The sequence below is a fragment of the Acinetobacter sp. 1207_04 genome (genome assembly GCF_052850415.1).
Genome location: NZ_VXCQ01000042.1, coordinates 1 through 557 on the forward strand (window position 1 = coordinate 1; position 557 = coordinate 557).

General features: G+C 44.0%; 1 protein-coding gene. It reads right to left on the reverse strand.

From position 1 onward, the window contains the following. Positions 1-557, reverse strand: a 557-nt coding sequence (locus tag FW754_RS16395) for a hypothetical protein (protein ID WP_446325263.1), incomplete at both ends; no start/stop codon positions are given.

Sequence of the window (557 nt, forward strand, 5' to 3'; positions counted from 1 at the left end):
CCTGCATTCGTTACGCTTACTGTCTTCGTCGGATCAGCATTTGTAATCGTTAAACCTGTGTTATCTAGTTTTGATGCGCCTGTGGTAACACTAGTCACATTCAAATTCGGATTAAGTTTAACTTGTACGCCTGTTGCTGTTGCTGTTGTCGTGATATTCGGATCACCCGTAACCGCTACAGCATCTCCAAGCTTTTTAATCCCTGTCGTTCCACTATCACCAGTGAATGTTAATCCTTTGCTATCTACCGCAGTTTTAGCATCTGTACCCGCTTTAATGTCGGTTTTTGTTGCCGCCGATAGGTCTAAAGCATAGTCAACATTGCCATTAGCATCTTTTGTACCCTTCACCACCGATAAGGCACTTGAAGTCGATACGCTAGCTGAATCTGCATTGACTGTATAAGTATCGTTTTTCGTTGTTGCATCTGTTGTTTTGCTAACAGTGGTATTTTTCCCTTGGGCAACGATTGTTTTTGCTGCCGCTGCCGCTGCTTGGACATCACCAATATTCGCCGCATTCGATGCTGTCGTACCACCACTTGCTACATTGGTAAT